This window comes from Rhodanobacteraceae bacterium (genome assembly GCA_024234055.1).
GTDB lineage: Bacteria > Pseudomonadota > Gammaproteobacteria > Xanthomonadales > SZUA-5 > JADKFD01.
Map to the genome: position 1 here is coordinate 1 of JACKOW010000028.1, position 7,400 is coordinate 7,400.

Annotated in this window: 6 protein-coding genes; 1 reads left to right on the plus strand and 5 read right to left on the minus strand. The window is 62.8% G+C overall.

Going from position 1 to position 7,400, the window contains the following annotated elements; genetic code table 11:
* Window positions 1-1,752, plus strand: a 1,752-nt coding sequence (locus H7A19_20260; protein ID MCP5477165.1) for a chromosome partitioning protein ParB, incomplete at its 5' end; no start/stop codon positions are given.
* Window positions 1,753-1,928: 176 nt separating this feature from the next.
* Here H7A19_20260 and H7A19_20265 read toward each other — a convergent pair.
* From H7A19_20265 to H7A19_20285, 5 genes are all read right to left on the minus strand, one after another.
* Window positions 1,929-3,020 carry a UvrD-helicase domain-containing protein gene (locus H7A19_20265; GenBank protein MCP5477166.1) on the minus strand — a complete coding sequence of 364 codons (1,092 nt, stop codon included), beginning with the start codon at window positions 3,018-3,020 and terminating at the stop codon, window positions 1,929-1,931.
* On the minus strand, window positions 3,013-4,614 hold the full coding sequence (locus H7A19_20270; protein ID MCP5477167.1) for an AAA family ATPase: 1,602 nt from the start codon (window positions 4,612-4,614) through the stop codon (window positions 3,013-3,015). The genes H7A19_20265 and H7A19_20270 overlap by 8 nt, the downstream gene beginning before the upstream one ends.
* A gap of 142 nt (window positions 4,615-4,756) precedes the next feature.
* Window positions 4,757-5,794 (minus strand): IS630 family transposase, encoded by a 1,038-nt coding sequence (locus H7A19_20275; GenBank protein MCP5477168.1) that lies wholly within the window; start codon window positions 5,792-5,794, stop codon window positions 4,757-4,759.
* A 151-nt stretch (window positions 5,795-5,945) separates the two neighbouring features.
* Window positions 5,946-6,863 (minus strand): hypothetical protein, encoded by a 918-nt coding sequence (locus H7A19_20280; GenBank protein MCP5477169.1) that lies wholly within the window; start codon window positions 6,861-6,863, stop codon window positions 5,946-5,948.
* A 115-nt stretch (window positions 6,864-6,978) separates the two neighbouring features.
* A partial coding sequence (locus H7A19_20285) for an integrase (protein ID MCP5477170.1) occupies window positions 6,979-7,400 on the minus strand: 422 nt, incomplete at its 5' end.

Consider the following 7,400-nt stretch of genomic DNA (forward strand, 5'->3'; position numbering starts at 1 on the left):
GTCCCGGTGCTGATCGTCCCCGCCGACAAGGCGCTGATCGCCAGTCTCGCCGAGAACTGCTTCCATGTCCCGATGCATCCCGCAGACGAGTTCGCCGCCTTCGCCAAGCTGATCGGGCAAGGCAAGTCGGTCGAGGACGTGGCTGCCGCCTTCGGCGTCACGCCGCTGGTGGTCAAGCGCCGCATGAAGCTGGCAACGGTGTCGCCCAAGCTGATGGCCCTGTTCCGCGAGGACAAGATCAGTCTGGACTGCCTGATGGTGCTCGCCTCGGTCGATGACCACGAGAAGCAGGAACAGGCGTGGGCCAACCTGCCATCGTGGAACCGTCATGCCGACTACCTGCGCCAGTTGCTCACGCGCGGCGAGATCGAGTCCGACCGCCATCCGGTGGCGAAGTACGTCACCGTCAAGGCCTACGAGAAGGCGGGCGGGCCATCGCGCCGCGATCTGTTCAGCGACGACGACAAGAAGGTCTATCTGCTGGACGCCGCGCTGCTGGAGAAACTCGCCATCGGGAAGCTCCAGCGCACGGCCAAGCAAGTCTTGGGCGAGGGCTGGAAATGGGTGGATGTCCGTACGCGCTATGTCTATGACGAATACGTCAAGTACGGCGAACTGCGCAAAGCCAAGCGCCCGCCCACCGAGCAGGAGGCGGCCGAGCTCGAAAGCCTGCAGGCGCAGATCGCCGAGCGCCACAACAGGATGGAGGAACTCGCCGACCAGGACGGCAACGAGGACGAGTTCTACAAGCTGGAGCAGGAGGCCGAGGCGTTGGGCGCGCCAGTCGAAGCCATCGAGGCGGCGCTGGTGGTTTGGCCGGTGGAACTGATGATGCAGGCGGGCTGCGTGGTCTATGTCGGGGACAATGCGGCACCCGCGGTGCGCTATGGGCTGGTCCGTCCCGAAGATCGCAGCGACATGGCGCAGGCTGCCCGCGAGGCCGGTTCGACCGAGGGGGCAGGGGGCGAGTCGCTGGTCTCGCTGCCTGCGGCCAAGACCCGGCCGGTTCACTCCGAGCGCCTCGTGCGCAGCCTGACTGCGCATCGTGTCGCCGCCATCCAGGCCGAACTGCTGAGCCGCCCCGATGTCGCCATCGCCGCCCTGACCGCGCAACTCGCCGCAAAGCTGGTGCTCGACGGCTACCGTCGCCTGTATGGCAGTGGCGATCCCTTGACCATCAACGCCACCGACAACCACGGCACCCTGCGGACCGAGGCGGAGGATATAGAAGCCAGCGCTGCATGGCAGCAGTTGGAGGCCGAGCGCCAGGCCTGGGCAACCCATCTGCCCGAAGACGTGGACGCGATCCTGCCTTGGGTGCTCCAGCAGAGCAACGCCACCGTGGTCCGTTTGCTCACCTTCCTGATTGCGACCAGCGTGACGGGCGTCTATGGCGCCGAACCGGACAAGCAGAGCACCGATGGCATCGCGGCGGCGCTCGGGCTGGACATGACGAAATGGTGGAAGGCGACCGGGCCGAGCTACTTCAACCATGTCTCGAAGGCGCGCATCCTGGAGGTTGTGACCGAAGCGGCCGGGGCGAATGCAGCCAGCCCGCTGCAAGCGCTCAAGAAGGATGCGGCTGTGTCCGGAGCCGAACAGGCGCTGGCGGGCGTGGCGTGGTTGCCGGGCGTGTTGCGGAATCGGGAGCCGGCTCACGCCGACGCGGCATCAGATGACACAGGGCCTGGTGCCATACCTATGGCTGGTGATGATGTAGCGGTCGCGGCAGAAGCCGTGGAGGCAGCGTAGACGGAATGCTTATTCCTGAGATGTTGACCGAGCAGCCCGCCGACGTGACCACGCGGGACGGATAATCGTGATCACTGGCACTTGCGGCCACAAGCGGAAGTTCGCCCAATCCCGATCAATGTCCGGCCGAAGCTGGAAGCGGCCACTCGCTGCAATCGGATGAGTACCGACCATGTCTAGTCCCGCTCGAGATCCGCCGCCGGCTTCCAATATGGCAAGCGCGACATACCTGGGTCGTCGAGCACGATTGCGACGCTCTGTTGTGCCCGCGTGACCGCCACATAGAAGCTTGAAGCAGCGATGGCGTCCATACTGACGCCGCCTCGAACAAAGTTCGTGATGGTGGACGTCGGGGCAATCAGTACGCGGGGAAACGTCGCGCCTTTGGAAACCTTGAAGTTCATGAAATCCAGGGCCAGATTTTTCGCCGAGGCAACCGAGTGACGCAGACTCTGGGGACCATATTGCGCCACGTAGGCATGGACGTGCTCGCTGCGGACAAGAAATACGCCGTCATGACCCGTCGTGTGGTCATTCTTGGAGACGGTACTAGGAAAGGCCCAGGACGGGTCAAAGATGGTGTCCGAGAACGCCGCGATCTTCGGGTGACACCGCCAAGAGACCGCGCTCTCCTCGATCGCCAAGAGCCCCTTCTTCTCGCGACTCCGGAACCAGTTGATCGCCTCGGCGTAGGCGTACTTCTTGTTCTTCGCGCTGCGCGCGTTGGTGGAGAGCACCGCTTGGCGGATATCGCCAACCATCCAGAGGTCGACAGCCGAGCCTAGAAGGGCATCGACGATGTCCCAATCGTAGGCGCTGAGGTCCTGCACCTCGTCAATCAGGATCTCATCGTAGATGCCTTCCAGCCTGCGGGTCAGCGCGCCCTGGCTCGCCGTGATCAGCTCGAACGCCAGACGTCCGAGTTCGCTCCTGTAAACCGCGCCGCTCTTGTCTACAAAGCGGGCCTTGCCGGTTGCCATTCGGAATGGCATGCCTTCAAAGTTGAAGCCCAGCACACGCTCGCCGGGGAACTTGAACGGCAGGAAGGGTTTCGCGAAGTGCCGCAAGAGGAACGTGAACCAGCCGAGCACTTCGACGTTCAGATGGTCGCCTGCGTAGCGAGCAAGGCGTTCCTGAAGCTCGCACTGGTTCCTTTGCGTGTAGGTCAGGGCAAGGACGCGCCGCTCACGCGGCAATCCTGCGCAGTGCTCGACGATGCCTTGGGTCTTGCGAGAGCCGGCGACCGCCAGGGTCACCCGCTTAGCCATGGATGAACTGCGCGGCGTGGAGCATGTACGCCGGAGGCGTGAACCGCTCTGGCGAACTCGCGATGCGCAGGGCGGCCTCGGTCTTCTCGCGCGACATCCACGTCTCGATGTCCGCCTTGTCCGTGATTCGGAGGATGGTCCGCAGGTGCGCCTCTCCGCAGTGATGAATCATCTGCGGCTCGAGCGTCCTGCCATGAGCCACTTCGCCAATGAAGACTTCACGGGAGCCAGGCTTGAGCCACTGCGCCAGCGGCTTTCGAAGCTCATCCGGTTCGATGCCGTCGTTGTCGCGAAGTGCTGCGACCTTCTTCCCCAAGCGCCCGCACAGCTCGAGCCCCCGGGCCAGCGACAGGCCCCGCATGCTCATGACATCGATCCCGCACGCCATGGGCCGCTTTCCATAAAGGTCCGTGAACACCCGCTCGAAGACGATTTCATCGGAGGGGCCCTCGACGAGAACGATTCTGTCGGCCAGAACGATGCGCAGGGTGTCGAATCCCGGTAGCTTCTTGAAGTAGCTCACCGTCTCCGGATCCAACTCGTTGAGTTTCACGGGAGCGGTGGGGCCGAGGAACTGCAAGGCCTCAAGTCCGAGCCGATTCAGCACGCTCGAACTGTGAGTGGTGATGAAGAGTTGCTGGTCGTCGCTGGCCAGCGCTTCCATCCTGTGCAGGAGCCTCGTCAGGCTGGTGTGGCTCAGGTGGTTCTCGGGCTCCTCGATCATGACGAACTTGGCTCGGCCCGCATGCTTGTTCATCGCCAGTGCGATCTTGATCGCTGACTGCTGTCCTTGCCCGGCCATCGTGAACGGAACGCCATCGACGTGGGGGGCCACCGACTCCTCCCAAGACGTGCGCGCGGTCTGATCCATCGCCAGGGCAATCGGCTGCTCATGCAGTTCCGCATGAAGCTTGCCGATGCGCTCATTCACGCTCTTGAACGCAGAATCTGACAAGGCCGCCTTGGATTCGCGGTATTGGCGGGAAATGTTGGCTCGCTCCTGGGGTTCGAGCTGACTACCCAAGATCTGGCGCAGGTGATAGTCGACGCCACTAGTGCTTCGAACGGTGCGCGCGTCAATGACCGCGGTCGCCAGCACTCGCGGGCGCATAGTCAGCCGGGCGTCCGCGAACGTGGTCCACTCGACGCAGTAATACTCGACCGGCAAGAGCGGCGAGGGCGCCTTCGCCCACGCTTGCAGCTCGGCGGAATAGTCGGGATTGGGAATGCAACGAATCCGAACGCCTGGACACGCGTTGGTGGGCGTGTCCGAGTTATGGGCCCCGCACAGCTCCTGCAATTCCGGGACGTCTTCGAGGAACACCTCGATGTCGATTTCCGGCAACCGTTGGGGTTCGCCACGCGCCCTCTTTGTGATGAAGTCGGCCACCACGCCCGCGTTGAACCAGTGGGGATTGAGCTCTTCGGTCGCGCTTCGCCCGTTGATGCGTCCCGTCAGTGCGAGAACGATGGCCTCCATGAGCGTCGACTTACCGGACTCGTTGGCGCCGACGATAAGGTTGAGCTTGCGGTTTGGGTAGATCGTCAGGTCGCGATGGATGCGGTATCCGCGGACACGAATCTTCTTTATCACGAGGTCTCCAGCGCACTCAAACGTGGTACGTCCGACATTCTGCTGCAGAGCAGCGAATCAGGTCGAGGCTGTTCCGGCGGCATTGACCGCCATGCCGATTTGGGTCGGTTCGTGCTGCTTACTAACCTTCTAGAAAGTAATGTCAGATAAGCGCGTATTGGCACTCGGGCTGACGGAAGAACGATTTGACGAGGTTCGGCAGTCGTTGAATCCGACGCAGCGCGCCGAGCGCGAGCCGCTTCATTTCGTCCTTGTCCTGCACGAGGCGCTTGGAGACCTGACGCTTCACATGCGCCCAGACCTGTTCGTCGGGATTCAGCTGCGGCGAGTACGGCGGCAGGTAGAAGAGCTTGAGTTGCCCGTTCAGGCTGTCGACGTAGGCCCGAACCAGCTTGGCCTTGTGAATGGGGTGGCCGTCGACGATTACAAAGACCGGCTTGTCGGCGCCGATCATCAGGCGCTTGAGAAACTCGCGAAACACCGTGGCGGTGACCGAACCGTCGTGGAGCATGAAGCGAAACTCGCCCTGCGGGCTCACCGCCGAGATCATGTTCAGCGAGAAACGCCGGCCGGTGACTTCGACCACCGGCGTCTGCCCACGCGGCGCCCACGTCGTGCCGGTGTGGTAATCGGAGCGGATTCCCGACTCGTCGGCGAAGTAGATCGTCGCGCCCGCTGCACGCGCTTCGGCGCGGATCGCCGGGTAGGCTTCCGCCTCCCATTGCCGCACCAGCGCAGCGTCCTGTTGCCAAGCCTGATAGAGCGGTTTCTGTGCGCTGAATCCCCGCACTTTCATGAGCCGACTGACCGTCGCAATCGACAGCGCCTTGCCGAACTGCCGGTTGATCAGCGCGCGAATCAGCGACAGCGTCCACAGCCCGAACTCGAACTTGTACTGCAGCGGCGTGTAGTCCCGAACGGCCTGAGCGAGCCAGCGCATTTCCTCCGCGCTCACCTTCGACGGACGCCCCGGGATCGGCTTGGCGAGCAACGCGTTCTGCCCGCCATTGGCGAAGTCGGCCAGCCACCGAAAGACGCTGCGCACGTTCACGCCAAAGGCCGCAGCCACGTTTTGCGCCGTCTGGCCCTCGCGAACAACGGCCTTGATCGCCTGCTGGCGCATCACCTGAAGCGAATGATGGTCGATCGCACGACCATCCGAGTTCCGTTTGCATCTCATCCGTGTATTGTCTCATGCCGTGACAATACTTACGAGAAGGTTAGTAAGTCGGTCATGTCGTTGGATTTGCTGACTGGGATGAAATCGGGCAGCAATATCTCCGGATATGTCGCTCCGGCACCCGCATCCAGAGGGGGGAATATCTGCATACTTATCGAGCCCAACCGACTTCCCTGAGAAGAAAGCCCAAGGCATTCAGAACCAGTTGGGCGTCTTCCTCGGTCGGCGGTCGGGTGTTGTAACGTTTCTGTTCGTTGGGTTTCCCTCGCGAGTGAAAACGTTGCAGCAAGCGAACGGCCGAACCGGCAGCGGATGGCGAATGGGCATCGGTATTGCCTTGCTGCTTTTCGAATGCCTTCAACAAGGGGCCCAGGTCAAGATGATGAACGTTATCGGGAGCACCTTCGGTCGATTCGAGCCAGTGCGCGAGAACGACGGTCGCTGCGGCGCGGCACAAGTCGATCAAGGACACCGGGCTGGACCGGAAGGCGGCATCGGCGACATGCTCCAAACTCGCCAATACTTCGGATCGGGCCTCATCGGGGATGTGATCCTCGACGAGCTCGGGCAACGCGCCAAGGCTTGAACGGGCCCGCAACGTGATCAACTCTTCGCCCGATGCCACCGTCTCCACCGACACGATCCGCCACACGGTCGGGGCCGACTTCGTCCCAAGTATCAATTGCGCGCGCAGGACGTTCGGCCGCATTGAAGAAAACATCTGGGCTGGCCGATACGTACAGAGCGTTCGGCTCAGGCGACCATCCTTCGTCATGCTGGTGCCATCGGCGGGTTCTGCCGGGTGCGGCGGAAAATGCCAGGTCTGTTGTAGCACGCCCTCCCGCCACTCATACAAGCGCCCCCGACGTACACGCGTAACCGGATCGAACGAGTCTTCCCGAAAAATCAGCTTGGCGTTGTCGAGGTAAGGCGAGGACGGCAGCGTTTCCCAGTCGGCCTCGCTGGCGATCAAGGTGGCAATAGACACCACCGGAGTGGGCCACACGCCGTGACCGTAGTTGCTAACCCCCTCGTAGACCAACCAGTTATTGCTGTCGATGCCGATCATGAAAATATCTCTCCCTCTGCTTGCGCCAGGATGCTAACGGCTTCCCGCCCACTGGTGAACGCTTGGGCGCGAAAGTGCCGCGCCCAAGCATGACCCTGGGCCGCGGCGGGTGTGGCTAAGCCGTGCTATGCGGCGCGTCGGTGGCCTCGTGAGGGGAGGCTGCTGCAAGGCCTTCATCCGTCGTCGCGGGTGTGTGACGCGACGGGCTGGCTCCCAAATACGCGCCAGACGCCCTGATCCTCCCGTGGCCTGCCATTTTGGCGACGGCCTGACGCGCAGCGTGGTCCAGGTCGGGTGGGAGGGGGCCTCCGCCGCGCACCGGCGGGGCCTCGCCACCGGTTTCATCGCCAAAGCGCCGGATCAACGCTTCGTGGCGCAGCCCATGGGCGGTGATCCCGCGCTCGCTCGACGTGATGCCGAATTTTTCCATCACATAGTCGAAACGGCGCAGGTTGCGCTTCAAGTCATGCCGAGGATCGCCCAGGTGCGCGTCCTCACCTTCCGCCACGGCACGGGCGTAGTCGAGGGCGGCCATGC